The sequence below is a fragment of the Streptomyces sp. DSM 40868 genome (assembly GCF_011820545.1).
Classification (GTDB): domain Bacteria; phylum Actinomycetota; class Actinomycetes; order Streptomycetales; family Streptomycetaceae; genus Streptomyces; species Streptomyces eurythermus.
The window spans coordinates 6,126,194-6,151,920 of the sequence record NZ_CP050504.1 but is presented as its reverse complement, the minus strand read 5'-3'; the positions used below and the strand labels follow the sequence as shown (position 1 = coordinate 6,151,920).

The window sequence follows — 25,727 nt, the reverse complement described above, 5'->3', positions numbered from 1 at the left end:
TGGTTCCAGGGTGGCGCGTTCCACGGAAAATTGAACTTGCGTTTCACAGAGTGAGACGCAAGTATCGTTGCATGGACAACAGTAGCGGCGTCGGCGTTCTGGACAAGGCGGCCCTCGTCCTGAGCGCTCTGGAGTCCGGGCCGGCCACCCTCGCGGGTCTGGTCGGAGCGACCGGACTGGCACGACCCACGGCCCACCGCCTGGCCGTGGCCCTGGAACACCACCGCATGGTGGCACGCGACATGCAGGGCCGGTTCATCCTCGGCCCGCGGCTGGCCGAGCTCGCGGCGGCGGCGGGCGAGGACCGTCTGCTGGCCACGGCGGGCCCCGTGCTCACCCACCTCCGTGATGTCACCGGCGAGAGCGCCCAGCTCTACCGGCGCCAGGGCGACATGCGGATCTGCGTGGCCGCGGCGGAACGTCTCTCCGGCCTGCGGGACACGGTCCCGGTCGGCTCCACGCTCACCATGAAGGCGGGCTCCTCGGCGCAGATCCTGCTCGCCTGGGAGGAGCCGGAGCGGCTGCACCGGGGCCTGCAGGGCGCCCGCTTCACGGCGACGGCCCTGTCCGGCGTACGGCGGCGCGGCTGGGCCCAGTCCATCGGTGAGCGCGAGCCGGGCGTCGCGTCCGTCTCGGCGCCCGTGCGCGGGCCCTCCAACCGCGTGGTGGCCGCCGTCTCCGTCTCCGGCCCCATCGAGCGCCTGACCCGGCACCCGGGCCGTATGCACGCCCAGGCGGTCATCGACGCGGCGGCCCGCCTCTCGGAGGCCCTGCGCCGCTCGGGCTGACAGCACGGACCGCACGGGATCGCCCCGCCCCCGGAAGGCCGCCTCAACGCCGCGGCAGGTTCTTCCCGAGGGCGGGGCGGATCTCCTCCCCGAAGGGGCCCGGCCGCTCCCCCAGGGCGGGGCAGCCGGCCAAAGGGGCGCGGAGAACCGCGCATCAGCCGCGACGGCCCCGCACCCGCCCCCGTGAGCACCCCCACGGCGACTACACGCCCGCCCCCTTCCCCGACCGGTAGGCGAACCGGTCCTTGGCGTAACGGCCCCGCTTCTCCAGCGGAACCTGACCGTGCGCGGCGGCCAGCCCGAACGCCGGCATGTCGCCGTACACCGTCTCGTAGAACCCCTCCGGCACGACGTACGTCTCGTGCCATATCCCCACCTGCCCGCGCAGCTTCCCGGCCCGCTCCAGGCGGTTGAGCCGCGTCCACGCCTTGTGGTGGAACGCGTCCAGCGCCGTCGCGTAGGCGTACAGCTTCTCCTTCGACTCCCAGTACTGCACGACGTAGTACGTCCGCGGCGACGCCGTCAGCAGCACCTTGGCCAGCAGGCCCCGGGCGGGGTCCTTCTCCAGTTCCCGCAGCATGCGGAACATCCCCAGCAGCACGGGCAGCCACAGCCGCACGGCCAGGAAACGGTTGACGCGCATGCCGATCAGCAGGACGACGACCTCGCCCCGCGCGTCGGCGGTGGTACGGGACACCATGACTTCCCCCTCATTGGTGAGCGGTGCTATCCAATGGTCGATGCTTAGATAGTGCCGCTATCCAAGAAGGGGCGCAAGGGATGCGGCTTGCCGAGCTGAGCAGACACAGCGGTGTGTCCACCGCGACGATCAAGTACTACCTGCGCGAAGGGCTGTTGCCGCCCGGCCGCCAGATCAACGCCACGACGGCCGAGTACGGCGAGGAGCACCTGCGCCGGCTGCGCCTGGTGCGGGCGATGATCCAGGTGGGCCGGCTGCCGGTGTCGACCGTGCGCGAGGTGCTGGGGCACGTGGACGACGAGTCCCTGGGCCGTTCCATCCGGCTGGGCGCGGCCCTGTGGGCGCTGCCGCAGGTGCCGGAGCCGGACGAGGACGACGAGTACGTCCGGGCCGCGCACCGGGAGGTCGCCGCGCTCCTGGACCGGCTCGGCTGGGAGAACGCCAAGCTGCTGACGACCATCTCCCCCGCCTACCGCTCGCTGGTGGTGGCGGTGGCCGCGCTGCGCCGGCTCGGCTACGACTGGGGGGCGGAACGGCTCGCGCCGTACGCGGAGTTGATGCACCGCACGGCCGTCCTGGACCTGGACAACCTGGAGGCCCAGCCGTCGGAGGCGGAGCGGGTCGAGACCGCGGTCCTCGCGGCGATCCTCAACGAGCCGCTGCTCCGGGCCCTGCACCGGCTGGCCCAGGAGGAGGAGACGGCACGGCGGTACGGCTTCGAGTGAGCCGCGGGGGCGAAAATACGGCGAAGGCCCCTCCACCGAGGTGGAGGGGCCTTCCCTGTGCGTACCCCCGACCGGATTCGAACCGGCGCTACCGCCTTGAGAGGGCGGCGTGCTAGGCCGCTACACAACGGGGGCGTGGATCTTACAAGCGTTTGCAGTGCAACGCCGCAGATCCGAGCTGGTCTACCTGGACTCGAACCAAGACTAACTGAACCAGAATCAGTCGTGCTGCCAATTACACCATAGACCAATGATGGTTTAGACCAGTCAGTACCCCCGACCGGATTCGAACCGGCGCTACCGCCTTGAGAGGGCGGCGTGCTAGGCCGCTACACAACGGGGGCCCTAGCGATCCCGAAAAGATCGAGATCAGTACCCCCGACCGGATTCGAACCGGCGCTACTGCCTTGAGAGGGCAGCGTGCTAGGCCGCTACACAACGGGGGCTTTGCAGATAAGCTCTGCGAGCTGGCCTACCTGGACTCGAACCAAGACTAACTGAACCAGAATCAGTCGTGCTGCCAATTACACCATAGGCCACTGGAACTCAAGCCCCTGTGGGGGGATCTCGTTCTAGCTTGCTCCTCGGGGCTTCGGCCTTTCGGTCCGCGCCCCTCGGCGCAGAAAGAACATTACCCGAAGGTGGACGGGGCTCCAAAACGGGTATCGGCGCGGAGGACCGCGGGGAGTTCGGCGAGGGTCGGGATCCGGTGCGCGACGGGCTGCCCGGCGGGCCGTACGAGGACGGTTCCGCGGTCGATCCACACGGACAGCAGCCCGGCCTCGGCGGCACCCCTGCCGTCGATCTCCGGGTGGTCGCCGACGTAGGCCACCTCGTGCGGGGGCAGCCCCAGCGCCTCGCAGGCCGCGTGGAAGGCACCGGCCTCCGGCTTGGAGACGCCCAGCTCGGCGGCGCACAGGACGGATTCGAAGCGGTCGAGGAGGTCGAGGGTGCGCAGCTTGTGCTCCTGGACCGTGATGCTGGAGTTGGAGAGCACCGCGTGCCGGTAGCCGGCCGCGAGGGCGTCCAGGACGGGCAGGACGTCCGGGAACAGGCTCCAGGCGGCCTCGTAGTGGGCCAGATGGCGCTCGAACCAGGCGTCGGCCTCGGCATCGGTCAGATCCCGGCCCAGGAAGACGCGAGTGCGGTCGCGACGCTGTGTGATGAAGCCCACCTCACCGGCGGCGAACCGGGCATACTGGACATCGGTGATCTCCCGCCAGCGCAGCAGGGCCCGCTCCACGCCGCCGTACGCGCCGAGCAGCCCCTCGGCCAGCAGATGCGCCCGCATGCCCTCCCGGTCCGCGCTCGTGTAGTCGAAGAGGGTGTCGTCCACGTCCCAGACGACGGCTCTGACCGCCATGCGACCGACGGTACCGCCGGGGCCCGGACCGGCGCGGGGAAAGCGCGCGATCCGATGGGACACCAGGCGCTCACATCGGGTGACGAACGCCTGAGGGGCGGCGCCCGGAGTCCGGGTGCCGCCCCTCGGGCGTGTGTGGCGTCGGTTACGCGGTGAGCTTGGCCAGGGCCGCGTCGATCCTGGCCAGCGTCTTCTCCTTGCCCAGGATCTCCAGGGACTCGAAGAGGGGGAGGCCGACCGTGCGGCCGGTGACGGCCACCCGGACCGGGGCCTGGGCCTTGCCGAGCTTGAGGCCGTGCGCCTCGCCGGCGGCCAGGACGGCCTCCTTCAGGGACTCCGCCGAGGTCCAGTCCGCCGCCTCGAGCCTCTCCCGGGCGGTGCGCAGGAGGGCGTCGCTGCCCTCCTTCATCGCCTTCGTCCACGACGCCTCGTCCTCGACCGGCTCCGGCAGGAACAGGAAGTCGACGTTGGCGGTGATCTCCGACAGGACCTTCAGGCGGGTCTGGGCGTGCGGGGCGATCGCCTGCCACTTGGCCTCGTCGAAGTCCTCCGGCGCCCACGGCGCGAACGGGGCCTTCAGCCACGGCCGGCAGCGCTCGGCGAACTCCTTCACATCCAGCATGCGGATGTGGTCGCCGTTGATCGCCTCGCACTTCTTCAGGTCGAAGCGGGCCGGGTTGGGGTTCACATCGGAGATGTCGAAGGCCCGGACCATCTCCTCGATCGTGAAGATGTCCTGGTCCGCGGAGAGCGACCAGCCCAGCAGGGAGAGGTAGTTGAGCAGGCCCTCGGGCAGGAAGCCCTGCTCGCGGTAGAGGTTCAGCGACGACTGCGGGTCGCGCTTGGACAGCTTCTTGTTGCCCTCGCCCATCACGTACGGCAGGTGGCCGAACTCCGGCACGCGCTGGGCGATGCCCAGTTCGATCAGCGCCTTGTACAGCGCGATCTGGCGCGGGGTGGAGGAGAGCAGGTCCTCGCCGCGCAGGACGTGGGTGATCTCCATCAGCGCGTCGTCGACCGGGTTGACCAGCGTGTACAGCGGGGCGCCGTTGGCGCGGACGATGCCGTAGTCGGGCACGTTCTCCGGGGTGAAGGTCAGCTCGCCGCGGACCAGGTCGGTGAACGTGATCGTCTCGTCCGGCATCCGGAAGCGCACGATGGGCTCGCGGCCCTGCGCCTGGTACTGCTCGACCTGCTCGGCGCTCAGGTCCCGGCAGTGGCCGTCGTAGCCGGAGGGCCGGCCGGCGGCGCGGGCGGCCTCGCGGCGGGTGTCCAGCTCCTCCTGGGAGCAGTAGCAGTGGTAGGCGTAGCCGCCGTCGAGGAGCTTCCGGGCGACGTCCTGGTAGATGTCCATCCGCTGCGACTGGCGGTACGGCGCGTGCGGGCCGCCGACCTCGGGGCCCTCGTCCCAGTCGAAGCCGAGCCAGCGCATCGCGTCGAGGAGCTGGTTGTAGGACTCCTCGGAGTCGCGGGCCGCGTCGGTGTCCTCGATGCGGAAGACCAGGGTGCCCTGGTGGTGCCGGGCGAAGGCCCAGTTGAACAGGGCGGTGCGCACCAGGCCCACGTGGGGGTTACCGGTGGGCGAGGGGCAGAAACGGACGCGTACAGGTGCGCTAGCCACGCTTGACAACCTTGTTGGTGAGAGTGCCGATGCCTTCGATGGTGACGGCGACCTCGTCGCCGACGTTCAGGGGGCCGACCCCCGCGGGGGTTCCGGTGAGGATGACGTCGCCGGGGAGCAGCGTCATGGCCTCCGAGATGTTGACCACGAGGTCCTCGATCGGGTGGATCATCTCGCTCGTGCGTCCCAGCTGGCGCTGTTCGCCGTTGACGGTGAGCTGGATGGTCAGGTCGTTCGCGCGGGCGAGGTCCAGGTCCGTCTCCACCCAGGGGCCGAGCGGGCAGGAGCTGTCGAAGCCCTTGGCCCGGGCCCACTGCTTCTCGCGCCGCTGCACATCACGGGCGGTGACGTCGATGGCGCAGGTGTAGCCGAGGATGACGTCCTTCACGCGCTCGCGCGGGACCTCGCGGCACATGCGGCCGATGACGACGGCCAGCTCGGCCTCGTGGTGCAGTTCCCGGGAGAACGACGGGTACTGGATCTCGTCGCCGGGGCCGATCACCGAGGTGGACGGCTTGAAGAAGGCGAACGGCTCCTCGGGCACGTCGTTGCCCAGCTCGCGGGCGTGCTCGGCGTAGTTGCGGCCGAATGCCACGACCTTGTTGGGGAGCACCGGCGGGAGCAGCCTGACCTTGCTGAGCGGCACCTTCGTCCCGGACAGCTCGAAGTCCGCGAACGGGATGCCCTTGATGATGTCGAGGACGAGTTCGTCCTGCTTGTCGCCCTCGACCGCGCCGAAGGCTACGTTCCCGTCGATGGAGAACCTGGCGATGCGCACGGGATGCTCGCGCCCCTCACTGAGAACCGGCGTATTGACGCCCCAGGTTATCGGAGCTATAGGACACTCACCGCTGGTGGGGGTGTCGCCGCAGGTCAGAGGCGGGTCACTGCATACGAACGCGGCCGGGGGACCGTTGTGGATCCCTCCGGCCGCGCCCGGTGAAGCCGTCGGTCACTCGCCCGCCGGGGCCCCCGAGCCCACCGGGACGTCCATGAGGACGGTGCGCCGGGGGTTGGCGGTCTGGGCGGGGAGGTCGACGGGGTGCTCCGGCAGCTCGGGCGTGTGCAGCTCGCCGGCGTCCTTCAGGTGCGCCAGGGTCGTGCGTCGCGGGTTGGCTATCTTGCGGAACATCATCGTCGTCTTCACCGTTGTCGTCCTGTGCCCTCTGGTGGAGTGGGTCGGCAGAGTCGCCCGTCTTGTAAAGCGTCAGGCTAAACATCCGATTCCCCGACGAAGTCGCCAACCGTCCCCGAGAAGTGTGTGAGTTTGCTCACCAACTCACGGGCAAACCGGTCAATTCCGGCCGTCAACCGGCCCTAACGAAACGGACATTGGGCCCCTGAACCCATCATTCCGCTCCTGATCATGGCGACTGGGACACCTGGCACCCAGCGGCAACTCGCCGATGTATGCCCGTTTTCGACCGAATATGACTCAACGGCTGGTAACGCACCACTCACAGGTTGTCACAGAGGTCACAGCTCGGCCCGCCGCCCTTGTTGGAGATCCTGCACTGTGCTGGAATTCCACGGACCGCCGCGGGATCGAGCCGGCGCACAGGGGGCGCGACACAGCGCCGAGTGGCGGCGAGACAGGGGGAAGCCAGCGCCGGTCACTCAAGACCACCCGGGGGGCGTATTCAGGGCGCTCCCCACAACGCCGACACCGTGTCCCTCCGTTCACCGGAGGGGCGCCTGGTCCAGAGGTTGCGACGCTAGTGCAGGGACGTTTCAAGAGGGATGGCAGCGCTTCGGCGGAGCCGGAGCCGCACGGCGGGACCGACCGCGGTTCGACGCCCCAGCACGCCCAGGGTCCGGGCCCGGCCCCGGCCAAGGACGGCGGCGGACGCCCCGGCGCCCCCGCCCTGTCGGCCCCCGCGAAGACGGCTCCCTCCGGCGCCCCCACGCCGACCGTGAAGCCCGCCCCGGGCGGCTCCGTCAGCTCCGGTTCCCGGCTGCACCTGCGCAACTGGCGCATCTCCACCCGCCTGGTCTCGCTGCTCGCGCTCCCCGTGGTGGCGGCCACCTCGCTGGGCGCCCTGCGTATCAACGAGAACCTGAACGACATCCAGCAGCTCGACAACATGAAGCTGCTGACGGAGATGACCAAGCAGGCCACCGAGCTGGCCGCGGCGCTCCAGGAGGAGCGCGACCAGTCCGCCGGCCCGCTGGCGCACGGCGGTCTGAACTCCGGCGACTACCAGATCAAGGCCTACCAGCAGAAGACCGACCGGGCCCGCGACGACTTCCTGGACGACTCCGAGAAGATCGACGCGGCGAGCAAGGACGGCAAGCTCCAGGGCGTGCGTGACGCGCTCGTCGGCCTCGCCAACCAGCTGGACGACCTGGCCAAGATCCGGCAGAAGGCGTACGGGTCGAAGCAGAACGCCTCCCAGACGATCGAGTCGTACCACCGGCTCATCACCCAGCTGATCGGCCTCTCCCAGGACATGGCCGAGGCGTCCAGCAACCCGGAGATGATCTCCCGTACCCGCGCCCTGGCGGCCTTCTCCACCGCCAAGGAGTACGCCTCCGTACAGCGGGCCATGATCGCCGCCGCGCTGCCGGCGACCCCCTCCACCAAGGGCGACCTCTCCGAGAACGACCGCCTCTACGGCCAGTCGGCGTACGAGAGCGAGAACTCCGAGCTGGCGATCTTCCGGAAGATCTACGCCGACCAGAACGCCGAGGAGCTGCTGAAGCCGATCGACGAGGGCAACCCGACGATCGAGGCGGCCGACACCTACGCCAAGCGCTCCTTCGAGTCCCCCGACGGCCTCCAGCAGCTGCCGGCGCGCTCCTACAAGGACTGGGTGGACGACAGCTCGACCAAGATCGAGCAGATGAAGAAGATCGAGCACACGCTCCTGGAGGAGATGGAGCAGAAGGCCCGCGAGCTGAAGAGCGCCACCCAGCGTGACGCCATCATCTCCGGTGCGCTGATCCTGCTCGTGCTCGGTGTCTCGCTGGTCGGCGCGTTCGTCGTGGCCCGCTCCATGATCCGCTCGCTGCGCCGGCTCCAGGAGACCGCGACCAAGGTCGCCCAGGACCGCCTGCCCGAGCTGGTCAAGCAGCTCTCCGAGTCCGACCCGCAGGACGTGGACACCTCCGTGGAGTCCGTCGGTGTGCACTCCCGCGACGAGATCGGCCAGGTGGCCGCGGCCTTCGACGACGTGCACCGCGAGGCGGTCCGCCTCGCCGCCGAGCAGGCCCTGCTGCGGGGCAACGTCAACGCGATGTTCACCAACCTCTCGCGCCGCTCCCAGGGTCTGATCCAGCGCCAGCTGTCGCTGATCTCCGAGCTCGAGTCCCGCGAGGCCGACCCGGACCAGCTGTCCTCCCTGTTCAAGCTGGACCACCTCGCCACCCGTATGCGCCGTAACGGCGAAAACCTCCTCGTGCTCGCCGGTGAGGAGCCGGGCCGTCGCTGGACCCGCCCGGTCCCGCTGGTCGACGTGCTGCGTGCCGCCGCGTCCGAGGTGGAGCAGTACGAGCGCATCGAGCTGGCCGCCGTCCCCACCACCCAGGTCGCCGGCCGGGTCGTCAACGACCTCGTGCACCTGCTCGCCGAGCTGCTGGAGAACGCGACCTCGTTCTCCTCGCCGCAGACCAAGGTCAAGGTCACCGGTCACGCGCTGCCCGACGGCCGCGTCCTGATCGAGATCCACGACACCGGTATCGGCCTGTCCCCCGAGGACCTCGCGGCGATCAACGAGCGGCTCGCCTCGCCGCCCACCGTGGACGTGTCGGTCTCCCGCCGCATGGGTCTGTTCGTGGTCGGCCGGCTCTCGCAGCGGCACGGCATCCGCATCCAGCTGCGCCCGTCCGACTCCGGTGGTACGACCGCGCTGGTCATGCTGCCGGTGGACGTCGCCCAGGGCGACCGCAAGCCGGTCCCCGGCAAGCCCGGCGCGCCCGTGTCCTCCGGTGGGCCCGCCGCCGCGCAGGCCGCCGCCGGTGCGGCCGCGGCCAGGCGGCAGACCGGGAACGCCGGTGGCGGCCCGGCCGGTGGCGGTCTGCTCGGCGGCGGTCCCGCCCCGCGCGGCCAGGCCGGTCCCGGCCAGGGTCCCCGCGCCGCGCTGTCCAACCCGGCCCAGGGCGGCCGTCCCGGAGCGCCGGGCGGTGCGCGTGGTCCGCAGGGCGGTGCCGGTGCCGCGCCGCAGCAGGGCGGCCGGGTGCCGGCCGGTTCCGGCGCGGGCGGCCGCGGCGCTCAGGCGCCCGGTGCGCCGCAGGGGCTGCAGACCGCCCACCCGAACGGTCCGCCGCAGGACCTGTTCGGCGCCGGCGGCAATGGCAGCGGCGGTGGCAGCCGTGGCGGCCGTGGCCGCAAGCGGTCCGACGGCCCGGCGGACCAGGGGCGCCGCCCCGAGCTGCCGCCGCGCGGCGGCCCGCGGGCCGAACTGCCCGGCGGCGAGCCGCAGTCCCGCACCCCTGGCTGGGCCGACCAGGCCCCGCTGTCCCGTGCCTCGCTGGACACCCCGCGCGGCCACGACGAGCAGGGTCCGGGCTCGACCGCGGAGATGCCCCGCGTCGACGACCGGGGTCCGGCCGTGACCGGCGAGTTCCAGCGTCCGGAGCTGCCCGGCGCGGGCAACTCCGCCCAGCAGACGGGTCAGTTCGCCCGCCCGGACGACCTCCAGCAGACGGGACGGTTCGCGCAGCCGGACAACGGCCGGCAGGCCGGCGGCTTCCCGCAGCCGGACAACGCGCAGCAGACGGGCCAGTTCCCGCAGCTCGACAACGCCCAGCAGACGGGCCAGTTCCCGCAGCTCGACAACGGCCGGCAGGCCGGCGGCTTCCCGCAGCTCGACAACGCCCGCCACACGGGGCAGTTCGCGCGTCCGGACGCCGAGCGGCAGGCGGGGCCCTTCGACGCTCCCGGTGCCCGGCAGGACACCGGTTCGTTCGCCCGCTCCGACGTGTTCGGCGCGCCGGGCTCCGGCCGGCCGGACAACGGCGGCCGGCACACGGGCCAGTTCCCGGCGCCGCAGGCCCCGCAGGCGTACGACGGCGGTTACGACGGCGGCTCCACCGGACAGCACGCCCTTCCCGGCCGGCCGGACCCCGGCCACACCGGGCAGTTCGAGCGTCCGCGGCCGGCCGGCCACGAAGATTTCGGCGCGCCGCACCCGGCCGCCCCGCAGCAGCAGCGTCCGGCGCGCACCGAGCCGGAGGCCCTGCCGCCGGCCAGTGGCCCGGGAGACGGTCGTACCCCGCTGTTCGACACGCTGGAGACCAACTGGTTCCAGCAGCAGCAGGAGAACGCGCCCGCGCCGCAGCAGAACCAGCCCCAGGCGCAGCCGCAGTCGCCCGCGTCCGCTCCGCAGCGGTCCGGGTCGAACACCGGCTCCTGGCGCACCTCGCCGAACGACGAACTCGTCCGGCAGGCCGAGCGCGTACGGCAGCCCGCCGCGGGCGGGGTCACCACCTCCGGCCTGCCGCGCCGCGTGCCCCGGGCGAACCTCGTGCCCGGCACCGCCCAGCAGCAACAGCACCAAAGCGGTCCGCAGGTCTCGCGTGCGCCCGATGACGTACGCGGCCGGCTGACCAATCTCCGTCGGGGCATCGCTCAGGGCCGTCAGGCCGGCAGCGGCCAGACCGGCAGCTTCCCGAGCCCCACTCACCAGCAGGAGCGTTAGTTGAGTCCGATGAGCCAGGCGGCACAGAACCTGAACTGGTTGATCACCAACTTCGTGGACAACACCCCCGGGGTGTCCCACACGGTGGTGGTCTCCGCCGACGGCCTTCTGCTGGCGATGTCCGAAGGCTTCCCGAGAGACCGCGCCGACCAGCTGGCGGCCGTCGCCTCCGGCCTGACCTCGCTGACGGCCGGGGCGTCCCGGATCTTCGAGGGCGGCACCGTGGCACAGACGGTCGTGGAGATGGAACGCGGGTTCCTCTTCCTGATGTCCATCTCGGACGGGTCGTCCCTCGCGGTGCTGGCCCACCCGGAGGCGGACATCGGCCTCGTCGGCTACGAGATGGCACTGCTCGTGGACCGCGCGGGTGCGGTACTCACCCCGGACCTGCGCGCCGAACTCCAGGGCAGTCTGCTCCACTGACCGGCCCCGGCACCACCCACCTCACGAAAACACCGTCCGGCCGCCACAATCCCCCCACCGGCCCCGTCAGACGGCTTGACTGACCGACTTGCTGTCCCGCCCGGAGGATTCATGACCCCGCCCACCGCCCATCATGATCCGTACGCGGAGCCGTACGGGGACGAGGGCGACCAGCCGCTGGTGAGGCCCTACGCCATGACCGGCGGCCGGACCCGGCCCCGCTACCAGCTCGCCATCGAGGCGCTGATCAGCACCACGGCCGACCCGGCCGTGCTCATGGGGCTGCTCCCGGAGCACCAGCGCATCTGCCACCTGTGCCGCGAGGTCAAGTCGGTCGCGGAGGTGTCGGCGCTGCTGAACATGCCGCTCGGCGTGGCCCGGATCCTGGTGGCCGACCTCGCAGAGGCCGGCATGGTCGCCATTCACCAGCCTGGTGGCGACGAGAACAACGGCGGCGCTCCGGATGTGACGCTGCTCGAAAGGGTGCTCAGTGGACTTCGCAAGCTCTGACGCGGGCCGGGCCACCACCTCCGCGAAGATCGTGGTGGCGGGCGGCTTCGGCGTGGGAAAGACCACGTTCGTCGGCGCCGTCTCGGAGATCAACCCGCTGCGCACAGAGGCCGTCATGACGTCCGCGTCGGCCGGCATCGACGACCTCACCCACACCGGGGACAAGACCACCACCACGGTGGCCATGGACTTCGGCCGCATCACCCTGGACCAGGACCTCATCCTGTACCTGTTCGGCACCCCCGGCCAGGACCGCTTCTGGTTCATGTGGGACGACCTCGTCCGCGGCGCCATCGGCGCCATCGTCCTCGTCGACACCCGCCGCCTCGCCGACTGCTTCCCCGCCGTCGACTACTTCGAGAACAGCGGACTCCCCTTCGTCATCGCCCTCAACGGCTTCGACGGACAACAGCCCTACACCCCCGACGAAGTCCGCGAAGCACTCCAGATCGGCCCCGACACCCCCATCATCACCACCGACGCCCGCCACCGCGCCGACGCCAAGAGCGCCCTCATCACGCTCGTCGAACACGCCCTGATGGCCCGCTTGAAGTAACACCCAAGTGCGACGGGCAATACGGCAGTTGTCGTAAAGGTTTCGGAGCCGGCTGTGGCCTTAGACACGGTCGGCTCCGGTGTTCATAACAGTTCGGCAGAGGAATGGCCGGGCATCACCACGCGACGCGTTCGAACGGTACCGCTGCGCGCACGAACCCCCCGCCTTTTGGCAAGGCTCGCTCTTTATGACCGTTTTATCTGGCGTTTACATTCGCTCCATCACGGGGTTCCGCTGTTTGGAATCGCGCTGGTCCACGTGCTGGAATGCCTGAACTGCCCAATGGTCCAAGACGTACCCCGTAGTGGTCTGTGGTGAACCGGGCTCTGAGAGACTGCGGCACGACGTAGGTGCCGACCGCCGAGAGGTTGTTGGTCGAGTGAGGCGAAGCAAGAACGGTCCCGAGCCGTCGGCGCGGGGCAACTTCACCCCGCCGCCGCGCGCTGCGGCGCCCACCCCCGTTCCCGGCGCGGAGCCGGCGGCGGCTCCGGCGTCCGGCGGCCGTCTCTCCCCGCGGAACTGGCGGGTGCCGACCCGGCTGAACGCGATCCTGCTCATACCCGTGATGGTCGGCCTCGTCATGGGCGGCTTCCAGGTGAAGAGCTCGATCGACACCTGGCAGGAGGCCCGTGACGCCGAGAACACCGCCCGGCTGGTGCGCGCCGCCCTCTCCTACGCCGACGCCCTGGAGAACGAGCGCGACGTCAGCGCCGAGCCGCTGCTGCTGAACAAGAAGGACGCCGAGAGCAAGGCGGCCGTCGACAACGCCCGCAAGGCCACCGACCAGGCCGCCAAGGTGTTCGACGACGCCGCGGAGAGCGCCCCGGACAAGTCGGGCATCAAGCGCCGGCTGACGCTGTTCCACGAGGCCGAGCCCCAGCTGGCCCGGCTGCGGCAGGCCGCCTTCACCTCCAAGATGACCGGCGTGAAGACCGAGGAAGGCTACGTCGAGGTCATCCACCCGCTGATGGAGTTCGCCAACGAACTCGGTCTGGGCACCGGAAACATCACCTCCTACGGCCGTACCGTCTACGCGATGTCGCTGACCAAGGCGGCGCTGTCGCTGGAGCGGTCGATCGGCACGCACCTGCTGGTCAAGCCCGGCCCGGACGCCCCGAACCTCGCGTCCCAGCAGATCTCCCTGTCCTCGTACGCCTACCTGGAGCGCATCGCGCTGGAGGAGTACAAGGGCGGTGGCACCGAGGCCGACGCGCAGAAGCTGGAAGAGGCCAAGTCGAAGGTCGAGGCGGACGCCGCCGCGCTGGCCCGCAAGGCCAAGGCCGAGGACCCCGAGTACGTCGCCCCGCCGTCGGACCCGACCGACATGGTGACGGCGCTGGCCACCATGAAGGACACCAGCACGCTCACCCGTGAGGGACTGGCCGCCAAGGGCATCACCACCGACAACTGGTGGGCGGTCAACACGCTGAAGTACAAGGCCTACCGCCAGATCGAGTCGGACATGGCCGACAAGGCGGTGAACGAGGCGTCCGGCATCGCCGACGACGCCAAGACCTCCGCCCTGATCACCGGCGCCGTCGTCGTCATCGGTCTGCTGGCCGCGTTCATCCTCGCCGGCATGGTGGCCCGCCAGATGAGCCGCGCGATGCGCCGTCTGCGCAACGCCGCCTTCGGCATCGCCGAGCAGCGGCTGCCGATGCTGGTCGACCAGCTCTCCCGCACCGACCCCGGCCGGGTCGACACCCGGGTCGAGCCGATCCCGATCACCAGCAAGGACGAGATCGGCGAGGTCGCCCGCGCCTTCGACCAGGTGCACCGCGAGGCGGTCCGGCTCGCCTCCGAGCAGGCGCTGCTGCGGGGCAACATCAACGCGATCTTCACCAACCTCTCGCGCCGCAACCAGTCGCTGATCGAGGGCCAGCTGACCCTGATCACCGACCTGGAGAACAACGAGGCCGACCCCGACCAGCTGGAGAACCTCTTCAAGCTGGACCACCTGGCCACCCGTATGCGCCGCAACGGCGAGAACCTGCTGGTCCTCGCCGGCGAGGAGCCGGGCCGCCGCTGGGACCAGCCGGTGCCGCTGATCGACGTGCTGCGCGCCGCCTCCTCCGAGGTGGAGCAGTACGAGCGCATCGAGCTGTCCGGTGTGCCGGAGGCCGAGATCCACGGCCGTGCGGTCACCGACCTGGTGCACCTGCTGGCCGAGCTGCTGGAGAACGCCACCACGTTCTCCTCCCCGCAGACCAAGGTCCGCGTCACCGCGACCCGGCTGCCCGACGGCCGCGTGATGATCGAGATCCACGACAAGGGCATCGGTCTGACCGCCGAGGACTTCGCGGACATCAACCACAAGCTGGCCAACCCGCCGACCGTGGACGCCGCGATCTCCCAGCGCATGGGCCTGTTCGTGGTCGGCCGGCTGTCCGACCGGCACGGCATCCGGGTCCAGCTGCGCCCCTCGGGCGAGCAGGCCGGTACGACGTCCCTGGTCATGCTGCCGGACGCGATCACGCACGGCGGTGGCGCCGAAGCCCCGCTGGAGCGCGACGAGTTCACCGTCTCGCAGATCATCCCGGAGCAGCAGTTCCAGGGCGGGGAGCCGGCCGGACAGCAGCAGCCGCTGCGCACCGCCGCCGAGCTGGGCTTCGACGACAGCCGGTACACCGGGGACGGCGACGGCGCCCGCGGGCTGGACCCCGTCGGCCGCACCCGGCTGCGCGAGGAGCGCCGCGCCGCGCTGGAGGGCCGGCAGGGCCGGCAGCACGCCGAGCCGCAGCACGAGACCGCCGGGTACCAGGACCCGTTCACCGGTGGGCAGCAGGCCTACCAGGAACAGCCGCAGCAGGCGTACCAGGAGCAGCAGGCGTACGACGCGCAGCAGCCTCAGCAGAACTTCGAGGCCCCGGCGTACGAGGAGCAGCACACCGGCTCGTACGAGGAACCGCACACCGGGTCGTACCAGGAACAGCACACGGGCTCGTACGAGGAACCGCACACGGGCTCGTACGAGGAACCGCACACCGGCTCCTACCAGGAGCAGCACACGGGCTCGTACCAGGAGCAGCACTCCGGGTCGTACGAGCGGCCGTACGAGCAGGCGTACGACGAGCAGTACTACTCGCCGACCGGTGAGGTCCCGCAGCCCGAGGGCTTCTCCGCCGACGGCGGTTACCCTGAGTCCCAGGCTCCGTACGCGGAGCCCGCCCAGCAGCCGTCCTACCAGGACGACTGGCCGCAGCAGGACGGTTACCAGAACGGCTATCCGGCCCAGTACGCTCCGGAAACGGAAACCCCGCGGGCCGCTGACGCGGATGAGCGGAACGGCGTAGGCTTCGACCGTCCGGGTACGGCCTCTCCCGCCGCGCACGAGGTGACCGACGCCGGGCTGCCCCGCCGTGGCGCCCCCGCGAGCGGATCCCACGGCGCCGGCTCCGCGAACTCGAACGCGAACGGCACGGCGCGCGTGCGGCAGGAAGCGGCGTCCCCGGCACCGGGGAACACCCAGGGCGCGGGCGGCGACGGCAACTGGCGGTCGGCGAACGACGAGCGGTGGCAGCAGGCCGCGCAGCTCCGGAAGCCCAAGGCAGGCGGGGTCACCGCCTCCGGTCTGCCGCGGCGGGTGCCCAAGGCCAACCTGGTCGAGGGTTCCGCCGAATCCACCCCCCAGGGAGGCCCACAGGTCTCCCGCGCCCCGGAGGACGTCCGGGGCAGGCTGAGCAACCTGCGTCGGGGCGTCCAGCGCGGGCGCAGCGCAGGCAGTGATACGAACGGCCAGGGCTTCGGTCCTGACAGCACCTACAACCAGGAGCGTTAGTGTGAGCCCGATGAGCCAGGCGGCACAGAACCTGAACTGGTTGATCACCAACTTCGTGGACAACACCCCGGGGGTGTCCCACACGGTGGTGGTCTCCGCCGACGGACTCCTTCTGGCGATGTCCGAAGGCTTCCCCCGCGACCGCGCCGACCAGCTCGCGGCCGTCGCCTCCGGTCTGACCTCGCTGACCGCCGGTGCCTCGCGCATCTTCGAGGGCGGCAACGTGAACCAGACGGTTGTGGAGATGGAGCGAGGATTCCTCTTCATCATGTCCATCTCCGACGGCTCGTCCCTCGCGGTACTGGCCCACCCGGAGGCGGACATCGGCCTCATCGGGTACGAGATGGCCCTTCTGGTGGACCGCGCGGGCACGGTTCTCACCCCGGATCTCCGCGCGGAGCTCCAGGGAAGCCTTCTCAACTAGTAATCGGACGATGCGTTTACGTGTCCCGGGGCCGTAAGGTTTCGGGACGCGGCTTCCACAGGGATGGGTGCCCCGCGCAGTTCGGAGGAGGAGAAAGTGGCAACACCCCCAGGCGATTCGTCTTCGGGCAACTGGTCGTACGGACCTGCCCAGGGCCAGCAGGACGGCTCGGCGAACCCGTACAACTTCCCCTCCGCCCCCAACCACCGCCGGCCCTACACCCCGCAGGGCCCCGGACCCTACAACCAGCCGCCGTACGACCAGCCGCAGGCACCGCGCATCCAGCCGGTCCAGCCGCAGCGCCGTCCCGAGCCGGCCCCGGCCACGGCGGCGAACAACCCCCTGGTGCGTCCGTACGCCATGACCGGCGGCCGGACCCGCCCGCGCTACCAGCTCGCCATCGAGGCACTGGTGCACACCACCGCCGCTCCGCACCAGATGCAGGGCCAGCTGCCCGAGCATCAGCGGATCTGCAACCTGTGCCGGGAGATCAAGTCGGTGGCCGAGATCTCGGCCCTGCTGACGATCCCCCTCGGCGTGGCCAGGATCCTCGTCGCCGACTTGGCGGAGGCGGGCCTGGTCGCCATCCATCAGCCCGGCGGCGACGAGAACGCCGGTGGCCAGCCAGACGTGACACTGCTCGAAAGGGTGCTCAGTGGACTTCGCAAGCTCTAGCGGCGGTCCTTCCCGCTCCACCACCTCCGCGAAGATCGTGGTGGCGGGCGGCTTCGGCGTGGGCAAGACCACGTTCGTCGGCGCCGTCTCGGAGATCAACCCGCTGCGCACAGAGGCCGTCATGACGTCCGCGTCGGCCGGCATCGACGACCTCACCCACACCGGGGACAAGACCACCACCACGGTGGCCATGGACTTCGGCCGCATCACCCTGGACCAGGACCTCATCCTGTACCTGTTCGGCACCCCCGGCCAGGACCGCTTCTGGTTCATGTGGGACGACCTCGTCCGCGGCGCCATCGGCGCCATCGTCCTCGTCGACACCCGCCGCCTCGCCGACTGCTTCCCCGCCGTCGACTACTTCGAGAACAGCGGACTCCCCTTCGTCATCGCCCTCAACGGCTTCGACGGACAACAGCCCTACACCCCCGACGAAGTCCGCGAAGCACTCCAGATCGGCCCCGACACCCCCATCATCACCACCGACGCCCGCCACCGCGCCGACGCCAAGAGCGCCCTCATCACGCTCGTCGAACACGCCCTGATGGCCCGCCTGCGGTAACTCCGCCCCTCGGGCAACCGACGCGGGCTCCTGTCGCTCTTCTCTGAGGACAGGAGCCTTTGTCGTGGTACGCAACGGTGGGTCCGGGATGCATGTGATCGAGGTCGACGGCTGGAGTGCGCTGCTGTGGGCGGCGCTGCTGCTGGTGCCGAGCGCGCTGGTGTCCTCCGCGCTGCTGTTCCCGCTGCGGGCCCGGCTGCGCAGCCCGCTGGTCCTCGGCTGGCTGACCACGTTCCTGACCGCCGTCCTGCTGCCGCTGTGGACGCCGGGCCTGCGCCTGACCTCCCTGTGGCCGGCGGTCTGCGTGGCCACGCTGTCCCTGCCGCTGGAGCCGTGGCTGCGAAAGCGGGACGAGAGACGGCGCGAGGGGTGACAATGCCCTCGATCGGGGTGTGTCGAGGGGGCGGGAAGTGAGCGCTGAGGCAGCGGCCGCGTTACGGCTGGGCACGACCGTGGCGAAGGCCGTGCGCTTGCAGCGGGGTGTGCACCGGCGGTTCGAGGAGATCGCGGACGCGGTGGCCAGATCATCCTCCTCTGAACGCATCACGGCCCCGCCCTCCCAAAGGAGCGACGGGGCCGTGGACCACAGAACTCAGTGCCAGCTGTGCGGTGCCCGGAAGCCGGGCTCGCGCTCCAGGCGGCGCCAGCCTGCCCGGGCGCGGACTCGGTGGGTCGTGGCCGGGAGCGGCTGCGCGGCGGCTCGGGCGAGGAGGAGGGCCGTGAGGGCGGCGACCTCCTCGGGCTCGGCGTGACCCTTTTCGACGCGGATGTCAGGAGTACTCATGGGTGTCGGTCTCCGTAAGGGTTACTGCGGCGGGTTGCCGTGCTTGCGGGAGGGCAGGTCGGCGTGCTTGGTGTGCAGCATCGCGAGCGACTTGATCAGCACCTCGCGGGTCTCGGCGGGGTCGATCACGTCGTCCACGAGGCCGCGCTCGGCCGCGTAGTACGGGTGCATCAGCTCGGCCTTGTACTCCTTGACCATCTTCTGCCGCATGGCCTCGGGGTCCTCGGCGGAGGCGATCTGCCGGCGGAAGATGACGTTGGCCGCGCCCTCCGCGCCCATCACGGCGATCTCGTTCGTCGGCCAGGCGTAGGTCAGGTCGGCGCCGATCGACTGGGAGTCCATGACGATGTAGGCACCTCCGTACGCCTTGCGCAGGATGAGCGAGATCCGCGGCACGGTCGCGTTGCAGTAGGCGTACAGCAGCTTCGCGCCGTGGCGGATGATGCCGCCGTGTTCCTGGTCGACGCCGGGGAGGAACCCGGGGACGTCCAGGAAGGTGACGATCGGGATATTGAAAGCGTCACACATCTGGACAAAGCGCGCAGCCTTTTCACTGGCCTCGATGTCCAGGACGCCCGCGAGGACCTGGGGCTGGTTGGCGATGATGCCGACGACCTGGCCGTCCAGCCGGCCCAGGGCGCAGATGATGTTGCGGGCCCAGCGCTCGTGGACCTCGAGGTACTCGCCGTCGTCGACGATCTCCTCGATGACCTTGGTCATGTCGTACGGCCGGTTGCCGTCGGCGGGGACCAGGTCCAGCAGGACGTCGCTGCGGCGGTCGACCGGGTCGGCGGACTCGACGCGGGGCGGGTTCTCGCGGTTGTTCTGCGGGAGCAGGGAGAGGAGGTAGCGCACCTCGGCGATGCACGTCTCCTCGTCGTCGTAGGCGAAGTGGCACACGCCGGAGGTCTCGGCGTGCACATCGGCGCCGCCCAGCCCGTTCTGGGTGATCTCCTCGCCGGTGACGGCCTTGACCACGTCCGGGCCGGTGATGAACATCTGCGAGGTCTCGCGGACCATGAAGACGAAGTCCGTCAGGGCCGGGGAGTACGCGGCGCCGCCCGCGCACGGGCCGAGCATCACCGAGATCTGCGGGATCACACCGCTGGCCTTGGTGTTGCGCTGGAAGATGCCGCCGTAGCCGGCGAGGGCGGAGACACCCTCCTGGATACGGGCACCGGCGCCGTCGTTCAGGGAGACCAGCGGCGCACCGGCCGCGATGGCCATGTCCATGATCTTGTGGATCTTGGTGGCGTGGGCCTCGCCCAGCGCGCCGCCGAAGATCCGGAAGTCGTGGGCGTAGACGAAGACCGTGCGGCCCTCCACCGTGCCCCAGCCGGTGATGACGCCGTCGGTGTACGGCTTCTTCGCCTCCAGGCCGAAACCGGTCGCCCGGTGCCGGCGCAGCTGCTCGACCTCCTGGAAGGACCCGGGGTCCAGGAGCAGCTCGATCCGCTCCCGCGCCGTCAGCTTGCCCTTGGCGTGCTGCGCCTCGGTCGCCTTCTCACTCGGACCCGCCACGGCCCGCGCACGGATCTCGTGCAGCTCGGCGACCCGTCCGCGCGCGTCCGTCGGCTCGCCGGTCGGCTCACCCGTCGTCTCTTCCAAAACGGTCATGTAGCGACCTTACGAAGGACACCAAGAAAAGCGAGCCGTCGACTCTGTACAGTCTCCGGCCCGTTTTCCTGGTACGTGTGAACAGAACCACCACGCGATGCAGCCGTTCCGACTGCTCAGCGGGGCATCTCGTTGTAGGGGGGCCACAAACCGATCAGCCGAGAGCCACCTCACATTCGTGGGTGGCGCATGCCATCCCCGGAGTGACAAGGACCCTCAGACGGCGGCCCGTCTCCAGCACCTCGACGCCGTCGCCGGCCCGGGTGACCGCGCGTACGGGGTGGTCCCAGACCACTTCGAGGGGGGTTCCGGTGCGCGGTGGCTCGCTGATCCGGAGGGAGGCCGTACGGCCCCGGCGCACGACGAGCACGCTCGCGCCGGCCGAGACGGTCAGCTCCCCCACCGTACCGGGCCCCCAGAAGGTGCACGCCGTCACCCCCGGCCGGGGTACGGCGACGGCCTGGGCGGTGGTGTCGTTGGCGAGGACGGTGAGCCAGTGCCGGTCGCCGGCCCGGGCGGCGGTCTCGGCGCGGGTGGCGCCGGGCAGCAGGACGTAGGCGTAGCGGGCGTCGGCGGGGTCGGTGCCGTGGTCGAGCCAGAGGGTCTGCCAGCGCCGGGTGCGCCGCTCGGGGCTGCTGGTGGTGTTGATGTCGGCCCAAGCGCCGGTGCGGTCCTCGCGCAAGGTGCGCAGTTCGCCGCCGTGGGGCAGGATCCAGCCGCCGTGCCCCTCCAGGTGGGCCCAGTTCCGGCCGCGTACGAGGGGCTGGGTGCCGTTCTCGCCCAGGTTGCGGTTGTCCACGACCGTCTCGACGGGTACGCCGTCGGCGCAGGTGATCCCGGCGCCGAGGCAGACCACGGCGTCGTCGAGGAAGAACCAGGACTTGCGGGCCTGGAGGGTGGAGCCGAGGCCCTTGAGGTGCTGGCCGACGGCCGCGTAGGTGCCGTCGGTGGTGCCGCCGACCCAGCGCACGGCCGGTCTGGGGGCGCCCCACTCGCCGCCGGCCCGGTCGGGGAGGCGTCGGGTGGAGACGGTGGTGCCGGGCAGCCGGTACCAGTCGACGGTGGGCCAGTACCAGTCGGTGTACTGGTCGCCGCTCCCCCGCGGCCACCAGGAGAGCATGCCGGAGCCGGTGTGCCAGCCGCGCGGGTTCTCGCCGTTGCCGCATTCGTAGTGGGCGATGCGGTCGCTTGCCATGGCGAGGGCGGCGGTGAAGCGGGGGGTGCGGTGGACGGCACGGTCCATGGCCGGGAAGAGCCGGTGCCCGAGGGGTTCCGGGGCGGCGGGAACGGGTGAGGCGGCGACGGCGTGCAGCCGGGCGAGATCGCCGACACCGAACTGACGGGAGGTCAGTATCGGCGACACGGTGTCCCGTTCGATCCACCCCTTGATGCGCCCGTACCACCGCTCCCGCTCCTGCGGACTCGCGCCCCCGGCGAGGAGGGCGATGGCGGCGATCAGGGCCTGACCGTGGTAGTGGTCGCCGCGCATCACCCCTTGGTCGTCGGAACGCGGCAGACCCCGGCTGATGGCACGGCCGTTGACGCAGTCCATGACCAGCCCGTCGTGGATCAAGGGAGCGTAGGCGTGCTCGACGCTGTCCAGGATGTGCTGCCGCCCGGGGTCGGTGATGTCCCACTGCGACCCGGCGAGCAGCGCGAACAGCCTCCCGAGGCCGTCGAGGAGGACCTGGCCGTAGGTGCCCGAGTAGGCGACCCAGGTGTGCTGGACGAAGGAGCCGTCGGCGTAGAGGCCGTCGCCCTGGGTGACGTACGGGAAGACGGGCGAGAGGGCGTCGCGGGCGAGGGCGATCTTCTGCGGGCTGCGGCCGAGGATGCCGCGCAGGGCGACCGAGCGGCACAGGTCGACGCGGTTGGCGCCGGTGCTGGTGCCGGAGTAGTCGGTGAGCATCGTGTCCGGTATGAAGTGGTCGACGGCCGCGCAGGCCGCCGCGACCCGGTCCGGGCCCGCGTGCGCGTAGAGCGCGGCGGTGATGTCCAGCAGCGTGCGGGGGCTGCCGATCTGCCACTCCCACCAGTTGCCGTAGCGGGTGGTGGCCGGGTTGTAGACGGTGGCGGTGAGGTGGTCGAGGCCGCGTAACACGTCCGTGAGCAGGCCGGGGTCGCCGGTGACACCGGTGCCGGTCTGGACGTACGCCTGGGTCATGGTCCACAGGCGGTTGTAGCTGAAGGTGATGCCGGAGGGCGGGTCGAAGGGGTGGCCGGGCCAGAGGGAGGCGGGACCGGGAAGCATGGTGGCCCGGAACTCCCGGGCTCTCTCCCCTAGTTGGGCGAGACGTGAGGCGTACGGTTCGGCGGCCGGGTCGTAGCCGGTGCCGAGCGCGATGCCGAGCCAGCGCCCGCGCAGCGTCTCGTACGGGTCGGGGCCGGCCGCCCGCGCGCCCCACCCGGGGGTGGCGGCGAGGGCGGCGGCCAGCAACAGTGCGCGTCGGGTCATGCGGAGGGGCCCGGTCACCGCCGTCGCCGCCCGGTCAGCAGCCGCCGCAGTTGTAGTAGAGGACGTCCCAGTGGTTGCCCTCGTCGGCGTAGATGTTGCCGGAGCCGGACTTGTACTGCGGGGCGCCGTCGCCGCGCAGGCCGATGTACGTGAAGGTGTTCTTGACGTACGAGGTCACGCACGTGTTCTTGCCGTAGTCGAGCTTGTAGCCGTTCCAGTGGGAGTAGGTGCCGGAGGCGTGGCCGGTCTCGGTGCCGCCGGTGATGTTGAGCGCGCAGCCGCTGGCGCTCTTGAGGGTCTGGGCGCCCTGGGCGGTGGCGAGGTTGAGCTGCTCGAAGGACGTGCAGGTGGGGTTGTTCCGGTCGGAGCAGTTGCCGGAGGACGACCAGGTGATGCCGGACTGGCGGAACATCGAGGTGGCGGTGGCGTGGCTGATCTTGGTGACGGCGATGGCGGCGGAGGCGTCCGGGGCGGTGCCTACGACGGCGAGGCCGGGGGCGGCGACGAGGGCGAGGGTGGCCAGCAGCGAGCGGATCTTCATGGGGGGCCTTCCTGCGATGGGCCGGGCTCTTTTCCGGGGCGGCTGTGCAGGTGGTGCAGGCGGCATCGTGCCCGAGGGAGAGGGGGGTGCACCAGAGGCACGAACGGGTGACTGTGTGTGCATGAGGTGACACGATGAGGTTGTAGTTGAATGCTAAACAGAATGGGGCTATGGTCGTGGCCGAACTTAGTTCAACGTTCAACGTTCAGCCAGGAGCACGTCATGGGCATCTTCAGCCGCAAGAACACCACCCCGTCCGCCCCCGCCGCGCCGGCCGTCGCCGGTCCCGACCTGACCGCGCTGACCGGTGACTACGTCATCGACCCGGCCCACAGCACGCTCGGGTTCGTCGCCCGGCACGCGATGGTCACCAACGTGAAGGGCGGCTTCGGTGACTTCACCGGCACGCTGCACCTGGACGGGGCCGAGCCGGCGAAGTCCACGGCCGCGCTGGATGTGCGGGTGGAGAGCATCGACACGGGTAACGCGGACCGGGACACCCACCTGAAGTCGGCGGACTTCTTCAAGACGGACGAGTTCCCGACGATGACGTTCCGGTCCACCGGGGTGGAGGCGCTGGGCGGGGAGGAGTACCGCGTCACCGGTGAACTGTCCCTGCTCGGTGTCACCAAGCCGCTGACCATCGACCTGGAGTTCAACGGCTTCGCCAAGGATCCGTTCGGCAACGAGCGGGTGGGCTTCACCGGCAAGGCGGAGATCCTGCGGTCCGAGTTCGGGCTGACGTGGAACGCGGCGCTGGAGACGGGTGGGGTGCTGATCTCCGACAAGGTGAAGCTGACGTTCGACGTCTCTGCGATCAAGCAGGCGTGAGGGTGTTGGGGGGCGCCGCCGTGGGTGTGGGGACCGGTGTTCGTCAGTGGCCGTGGGGCCGCTCGCTTCTCGGTCAGTGTCGGGCCTCCGCGAGGTGAGTCAAGGGCGCTGCGCGTCGCCTTCGGCGATGGCCCTTCGGGCCACCCTTGACACACCTCGCTCCAGCCCGGGGAAGAAGCGAGCGAGCGGCCCGAAGAAACAGTGGCCCAGCCCGGTACCGGACCCATCGGTGAGCTACGAGGCCCCGTCGACAGGGGGGCGCGGTCGCGCCTCGCCAGCACGCCGGGCCGGCTTAGCGGCCACCAGCCCGGTGGGGTGGCGCGCGGTCGCGCCTCGCCAGCACGCCGGGCCGGCTTAGCGGCCACCAGCCCGGTGGCGTGGTGCGCGGTCGCGTCTCGCCTGCGCGCCTGGTGCGGTCGGCGGCTACCGGCCCGGTGACGGGTGCGCACCCTCGCCTCGCCAGCACGCCGGGCCGGCTTAGCGGCCACCGGCCCGATGACGGGTGCGCGGTTCTCATCCGGCATGCACGCCGGGTGCGTTCGGCGGCTTGCGGAGGGTGGGCGGGGGATCCATGAGTTCGGCCTCGACCGGTGGGGGCGAGGGGGTTAGTTATGGACAGGTATTCCAAAATGAGCCTCCGGGTGGACTGGCCCGGCTAGGGAGCGCATCGCCTGGTGCGGGCGCGGGCGTGCGTGGCGATCGTCAGTTCGGTCGTGGCCGCTCGCAAAAGGGGCCGCCCAGGTGGGTGATCGGTGGCAGCCGTTCGCACAGAGGCCACCCAGGTGGGGCGTCGGCGGCAACCGCTCGCAAAGAGGACGCCCAGGTGGGGTGTCGGTGGCGGTCGCTTCCGGGCGGGCGGGAAGTGTCTTCGCCTCGGTGATGGCCGCGCTGTCCGCGCGCGGGGTTCGGTTTTCCGAACCTCCGGTTCGGGGGTGGGCACGATCGATCGGTGTGCCTCGTCCGTCGAGGATGAAGACATGGCTGAGATGGCGATGGATGTCGCGGGGGGAACCGCCGTTCGGGCGGAGGGCCTGCACCGGGAGTACGGGCGTGGCGGCGCCGCCGTACGGGCGTTGCGTGGGGTGTCGGTGGCCCTCGCGTCCGGCACGTTCACGGCGGTGATGGGGCCGTCGGGCTCCGGCAAGACCACCTTGCTGCACTGCCTCGCGGGGATGGACCGGCCCACTCGGGGTGCCGTGTGGTGGGGTGGTACCGAGGTTTCCCGGCTGTCCGAGCGGCGGCTGGCGGCCCTTCGGCGCAGCCGGGTCGGGTTCGTGTTCCAGGCGTTCAATCTGATGCCGGGGATGACGGTCGCGCAGAATGTCGAACTTCCCGGCCGGCTGGCCGGTGAGCGGCCCGAGCGGGGCCGGGTTCTGGACGCGCTCGACCGGGTCGGACTGGCCGGACGCGAGCGGCACCGGCCCGGGCAGTTGTCCGGTGGGCAGCAGCAGCGGGTGGCGATCGCGCGGGCGCTGGTCTCCCGCCCTCGGGTGCTCTTCGCCGACGAGCCGACCGGCGCGCTCGACCGGGCCACCGGCCACGAGATCCTCGCCCTGCTGCGCGCCGGTGTGGACCGGGAGGGCCAGACCTGTGTGATGGTGACCCACGACCCGGTCGCCGCCGGGTACGCGGACCGGGTGCTGCTGCTCGCCGACGGCCTGGTGGTGGACGAGCTCGACCGGCCCACCGCCGCCCGGGTCGGCGAGCGGCTGAGCCGGCTGGGCGGGTGACGGCG

Annotated in this window: 22 protein-coding genes and 5 tRNA genes; 13 read left to right on the top strand and 14 right to left on the bottom strand. The window is 70.7% G+C overall.

Annotation, left to right across the window (positions count from 1 at the left end):
• The first annotated feature begins 71 nt into the window (after positions 1-71).
• Positions 72-788, top strand: a complete 717-nt coding sequence (ndgR, locus tag HB370_RS28105; RefSeq protein WP_023546516.1) for an IclR family transcriptional regulator NdgR — start codon at positions 72-74, stop codon at positions 786-788.
• Between the two features lie 202 nt (positions 789-990).
• Here ndgR and HB370_RS28100 read toward each other — a convergent pair whose 3' ends face one another.
• Positions 991-1,488 (bottom strand): DUF4188 domain-containing protein, encoded by a 498-nt coding sequence (locus tag HB370_RS28100; RefSeq protein ID WP_030785237.1) that lies wholly within the window; start codon positions 1,486-1,488, stop codon positions 991-993.
• Positions 1,489-1,568: 80 nt separating this feature from the next.
• Between HB370_RS28100 and HB370_RS28095 the strand changes: the two genes are divergently transcribed.
• Positions 1,569-2,213, top strand: coding sequence for a MerR family transcriptional regulator (locus HB370_RS28095; RefSeq protein ID WP_030785240.1), 645 nt, complete (start codon positions 1,569-1,571; stop codon positions 2,211-2,213).
• A 62-nt stretch (positions 2,214-2,275) separates the two neighbouring features.
• Here the strand turns inward: HB370_RS28095 and HB370_RS28090 are convergent.
• From HB370_RS28090 to HB370_RS28050, 9 genes are all read right to left on the bottom strand, one after another.
• Positions 2,276-2,348 (bottom strand) — tRNA-Glu (locus HB370_RS28090).
• A 43-nt stretch (positions 2,349-2,391) separates the two neighbouring features.
• Positions 2,392-2,463, bottom strand: a tRNA-Gln gene (locus HB370_RS28085).
• A 21-nt stretch (positions 2,464-2,484) separates the two neighbouring features.
• Positions 2,485-2,557, bottom strand: a tRNA-Glu gene (locus HB370_RS28080).
• Positions 2,558-2,586: 29 nt separating this feature from the next.
• Positions 2,587-2,659: transfer RNA gene (locus HB370_RS28075), tRNA-Glu, on the bottom strand.
• Positions 2,660-2,680: 21 nt separating this feature from the next.
• A tRNA-Gln gene (locus HB370_RS28070) sits at positions 2,681-2,752 on the bottom strand.
• A gap of 92 nt (positions 2,753-2,844) precedes the next feature.
• Positions 2,845-3,576, bottom strand: coding sequence for an HAD family hydrolase (locus HB370_RS28065; protein ID WP_030785243.1), 732 nt, complete (start codon positions 3,574-3,576; stop codon positions 2,845-2,847).
• Positions 3,577-3,721: 145 nt separating this feature from the next.
• Positions 3,722-5,206: a glutamate--tRNA ligase gene (gene gltX / locus HB370_RS28060; protein WP_078637573.1), complete on the bottom strand. Its 1,485-nt coding sequence runs from the start codon at positions 5,204-5,206 to the stop codon at positions 3,722-3,724.
• Positions 5,190-5,975 (bottom strand): fumarylacetoacetate hydrolase family protein, encoded by a 786-nt coding sequence (locus tag HB370_RS28055; RefSeq protein ID WP_030785249.1) that lies wholly within the window; start codon positions 5,973-5,975, stop codon positions 5,190-5,192. The genes gltX and HB370_RS28055 overlap by 17 nt, the downstream gene beginning before the upstream one ends.
• Positions 5,976-6,149: 174 nt before the next feature.
• Entirely contained in the window at positions 6,150-6,344 is a 195-nt protein-coding gene (locus tag HB370_RS28050) for a hypothetical protein (RefSeq protein ID WP_030785253.1), read from the bottom strand.
• Positions 6,345-6,915: 571 nt separating this feature from the next.
• On the opposite strand from HB370_RS28050, the gene HB370_RS28045 reads away from it, so the two are divergent.
• From HB370_RS28045 to HB370_RS28005, 9 genes are all read left to right on the top strand, one after another.
• Complete coding sequence (locus HB370_RS28045) at positions 6,916-10,836, top strand: nitrate- and nitrite sensing domain-containing protein (RefSeq protein WP_208974450.1); 3,921 nt, start codon at positions 6,916-6,918, stop codon at positions 10,834-10,836.
• Positions 10,837-10,845: 9 nt separating this feature from the next.
• Positions 10,846-11,259, top strand: a complete 414-nt coding sequence (locus tag HB370_RS28040; RefSeq protein WP_014675212.1) for a roadblock/LC7 domain-containing protein — start codon at positions 10,846-10,848, stop codon at positions 11,257-11,259.
• Between the two features lie 111 nt (positions 11,260-11,370).
• Complete coding sequence (locus HB370_RS28035; RefSeq protein ID WP_030612634.1) at positions 11,371-11,769, top strand: DUF742 domain-containing protein; 399 nt, start codon at positions 11,371-11,373, stop codon at positions 11,767-11,769.
• The gene (locus HB370_RS28030) at positions 11,750-12,325 is read left to right on the top strand and encodes an ATP/GTP-binding protein (RefSeq protein WP_167513040.1); all 576 of its coding nucleotides are present in this window, start codon (positions 11,750-11,752) and stop codon (positions 12,323-12,325) included. Before HB370_RS28035 ends, HB370_RS28030 begins: the two co-directional genes overlap by 20 nt.
• 379 nt (positions 12,326-12,704) lie before the next feature.
• Positions 12,705-16,103 (top strand): nitrate- and nitrite sensing domain-containing protein, encoded by a 3,399-nt coding sequence (locus HB370_RS28025; protein WP_208974449.1) that lies wholly within the window; start codon positions 12,705-12,707, stop codon positions 16,101-16,103.
• Positions 16,104-16,113: 10 nt separating this feature from the next.
• A complete protein-coding gene (locus HB370_RS28020; RefSeq protein WP_029385896.1) occupies positions 16,114-16,527 on the top strand; it encodes a roadblock/LC7 domain-containing protein in 414 nt (137 codons plus the stop codon).
• 96 nt (positions 16,528-16,623) lie between these two features.
• Positions 16,624-17,202 (top strand): DUF742 domain-containing protein, encoded by a 579-nt coding sequence (locus HB370_RS28015; protein WP_030795493.1) that lies wholly within the window; start codon positions 16,624-16,626, stop codon positions 17,200-17,202.
• Positions 17,183-17,764 carry an ATP/GTP-binding protein gene (locus tag HB370_RS28010; RefSeq protein ID WP_014675207.1) on the top strand — a complete coding sequence of 194 codons (582 nt, stop codon included), beginning with the start codon at positions 17,183-17,185 and terminating at the stop codon, positions 17,762-17,764. Before HB370_RS28015 ends, HB370_RS28010 begins: the two co-directional genes overlap by 20 nt.
• 88 nt (positions 17,765-17,852) lie before the next feature.
• Positions 17,853-18,137: a hypothetical protein gene (locus HB370_RS28005; protein ID WP_030793025.1), complete on the top strand. Its 285-nt coding sequence runs from the start codon at positions 17,853-17,855 to the stop codon at positions 18,135-18,137.
• Positions 18,138-18,356: 219 nt separating this feature from the next.
• Here the strand turns inward: HB370_RS28005 and HB370_RS28000 are convergent, their stop codons facing one another.
• From HB370_RS28000 to HB370_RS27985, 4 genes are all read right to left on the bottom strand, one after another.
• Positions 18,357-18,548 carry an acyl-CoA carboxylase epsilon subunit gene (locus HB370_RS28000; protein ID WP_030793027.1) on the bottom strand — a complete coding sequence of 64 codons (192 nt, stop codon included), beginning with the start codon at positions 18,546-18,548 and terminating at the stop codon, positions 18,357-18,359.
• Positions 18,549-18,569: 21 nt separating this feature from the next.
• A complete protein-coding gene (locus HB370_RS27995) occupies positions 18,570-20,165 on the bottom strand; it encodes an acyl-CoA carboxylase subunit beta (protein WP_030793029.1) in 1,596 nt (531 codons plus the stop codon).
• Positions 20,166-20,319: 154 nt separating this feature from the next.
• Positions 20,320-22,620 (bottom strand): polysaccharide lyase 8 family protein, encoded by a 2,301-nt coding sequence (locus tag HB370_RS27990; RefSeq protein ID WP_030793032.1) that lies wholly within the window; start codon positions 22,618-22,620, stop codon positions 20,320-20,322.
• A gap of 34 nt (positions 22,621-22,654) precedes the next feature.
• The gene (locus tag HB370_RS27985; RefSeq protein WP_030793034.1) at positions 22,655-23,161 is read right to left on the bottom strand and encodes a hypothetical protein; all 507 of its coding nucleotides are present in this window, start codon (positions 23,159-23,161) and stop codon (positions 22,655-22,657) included.
• A gap of 222 nt (positions 23,162-23,383) precedes the next feature.
• Between HB370_RS27985 and HB370_RS27980 the strand changes: the two genes are divergently transcribed.
• Positions 23,384-23,992 carry a YceI family protein gene (locus HB370_RS27980; RefSeq protein WP_030793038.1) on the top strand — a complete coding sequence of 203 codons (609 nt, stop codon included), beginning with the start codon at positions 23,384-23,386 and terminating at the stop codon, positions 23,990-23,992.
• Positions 23,993-24,969: 977 nt separating this feature from the next.
• Positions 24,970-25,722, top strand: a complete 753-nt coding sequence (locus HB370_RS27975; protein WP_030793041.1) for an ABC transporter ATP-binding protein — start codon at positions 24,970-24,972, stop codon at positions 25,720-25,722.
• Positions 25,723-25,727: the final 5 nt, after the last annotated feature.

What these genes read in the sequence shown, in the direction of transcription:
- HB370_RS28100 (WP_030785237.1), bottom strand. Translation starts at nt 1,488, where the DNA reads ATGGTGTCCCGTACCACCGCCGACGCGCGGGGCGAGGTCGTCGTCCTG.
- HB370_RS28040 (WP_014675212.1), top strand. Translation starts at nt 10,846, where the DNA reads ATGAGCCAGGCGGCACAGAACCTGAACTGGTTGATCACCAACTTCGTG.
- HB370_RS27980 (WP_030793038.1), top strand. Translation starts at nt 23,384, where the DNA reads ATGGGCATCTTCAGCCGCAAGAACACCACCCCGTCCGCCCCCGCCGCG.
- ndgR (WP_023546516.1), top strand. Translation starts at nt 72, where the DNA reads ATGGACAACAGTAGCGGCGTCGGCGTTCTGGACAAGGCGGCCCTCGTC.
- HB370_RS27990 (WP_030793032.1), bottom strand. Translation starts at nt 22,620, where the DNA reads ATGACCCGACGCGCACTGTTGCTGGCCGCCGCCCTCGCCGCCACCCCC.
- HB370_RS28000 (WP_030793027.1), bottom strand. Translation starts at nt 18,548, where the DNA reads ATGAGTACTCCTGACATCCGCGTCGAAAAGGGTCACGCCGAGCCCGAG.
- HB370_RS27995 (WP_030793029.1), bottom strand. Translation starts at nt 20,165, where the DNA reads ATGACCGTTTTGGAAGAGACGACGGGTGAGCCGACCGGCGAGCCGACG.
- HB370_RS27975 (WP_030793041.1), top strand. Translation starts at nt 24,970, where the DNA reads ATGGCTGAGATGGCGATGGATGTCGCGGGGGGAACCGCCGTTCGGGCG.
- HB370_RS28095 (WP_030785240.1), top strand. Translation starts at nt 1,569, where the DNA reads ATGCGGCTTGCCGAGCTGAGCAGACACAGCGGTGTGTCCACCGCGACG.
- HB370_RS28065 (WP_030785243.1), bottom strand. Translation starts at nt 3,576, where the DNA reads ATGGCGGTCAGAGCCGTCGTCTGGGACGTGGACGACACCCTCTTCGAC.
- HB370_RS27985 (WP_030793034.1), bottom strand. Translation starts at nt 23,161, where the DNA reads ATGAAGATCCGCTCGCTGCTGGCCACCCTCGCCCTCGTCGCCGCCCCC.
- HB370_RS28005 (WP_030793025.1), top strand. Translation starts at nt 17,853, where the DNA reads ATGCATGTGATCGAGGTCGACGGCTGGAGTGCGCTGCTGTGGGCGGCG.
- HB370_RS28035 (WP_030612634.1), top strand. Translation starts at nt 11,371, where the DNA reads ATGACCCCGCCCACCGCCCATCATGATCCGTACGCGGAGCCGTACGGG.
- HB370_RS28020 (WP_029385896.1), top strand. Translation starts at nt 16,114, where the DNA reads ATGAGCCAGGCGGCACAGAACCTGAACTGGTTGATCACCAACTTCGTG.